The sequence below is a fragment of the Microcystis sp. M53602_WE12 genome (assembly GCF_030065455.1).
Classification (GTDB): domain Bacteria; phylum Cyanobacteriota; class Cyanobacteriia; order Cyanobacteriales; family Microcystaceae; genus Microcystis; species Microcystis aeruginosa.
Genome location: NZ_JASJFB010000500.1, coordinates 1 through 1,333, shown reverse-complemented (window position 1 = coordinate 1,333; position 1,333 = coordinate 1). Strand labels below are relative to the sequence as shown.

Below are 1,333 nucleotides of genomic sequence, written 5' to 3'. Positions count from 1 at the left end.
CTCTAGATACAGTCAACGGTACAGCCATTTTCAAAGGGAAAATGTACCCAGTAGCGTCTTTTCAATTTTTTCTGAGAAGCTCCAGGCAGTAAGGGTTTTGTTAATTTTTTAGTATTTCTGTATGGGGGAAGTCCAGGTATAAAAACGCTTCAAAATACTCGCTTAATGCTTCTTTCCAGGGTTCATCATAATTGGCGGTTGGTTGTTTCATGGCGAGTCGCTACCAATTGGAAAGTTAGGCACTCATCTAAATCTATTATTCCCCATAAATATCATCAATGCTACTTGTCGTCACAAAACTTCCCATTAGAGCAACCTACATCTACATCTTTGTTCTAACATTTATTGGTAAAACTATATAATGCCGTCAGATATTTGGGGAAGGAACCAGATAAACCGGGACGGACATCTTTAACCAAAAAAGGAGTTGACATGATTTTTTCTTGAATAAAGGGTGAAAATTTTAAAATCGCCGTTTCCCGCACTTGGGACAGCCCTAGTCGTTACCCTGCCAAGAAGCGGATCAATTATCGCCGTCAGCGTTGGGTTTCATGCTTTAACCCAACCCACGTTCATCTCTGGTATAGACTAGAATCGATTATTAACATTGATTTTTGCTTATGATTTATTATGGTTTCAGTGGGTATTAATGATGGTTATTATAAACAAACCAATCAATATTATTTATAAAGTTTTTTAACGGCTCTTCTGGTTTATGTGTGGAAACGAGGTCTATTCTCGCGAAACAGGTGCAAGATTTTGAGGGAATCGTGCTTCAAAACCTTGCGTTTTCATCGGCCCGCGTCCTGTAGGGGCGAAGCATTCGGATAAAAAATCTACGGTTTCACCGATAGGTTATTGCCCGAATGCTTCGCCCGTACTTTTTGCCGCAAACCCTAGATAGAGTCCTATAGCAGCGGGCAGAAGGCAGTATTTACGCCGCTTTTGCCCCCTTTTAGAGAGATTCTTCGCTCACGGAACCATCTTCCTGCACCCAGGCGAGATTTTTAATCATTCGATCGCGGGCATAGGTACGAATTTGTGCCTCGCTGCGACCCCCTAAATCGATCGCCACTCTCAGATTCGGATCACCGGTGCGAAGGGAGCGAGCTTTACTAAAAGTCGCTATCTGGGCGTTATTACCCAAAGGGATAAGCAACCAGTCGAGGGGGGCAGCTTGAGTGGGTAAAGTCTGCCCCGATAATAAACTTTCGTGCAGTTCTTCGATATTCAGGGAAAAACCGATACCCGGAGCCGATTGGCCCTGGGGATGAAAAACGCCCAATAATTGATCATAGCGTCCGCCCTGGCCTAAAATACTGAGATTTTGCTG

The 1,333-nt window shown here is 43.5% G+C and carries 1 pseudogene; it reads right to left on the bottom strand.

What is annotated here, in order from left to right:
• Positions 1–955: 955 nt before the first annotated feature.
• Positions 956–1,333 (bottom strand): annotated as a pseudogene (locus tag PX482_RS16515) (ATP phosphoribosyltransferase regulatory subunit); the annotation flags it as partial.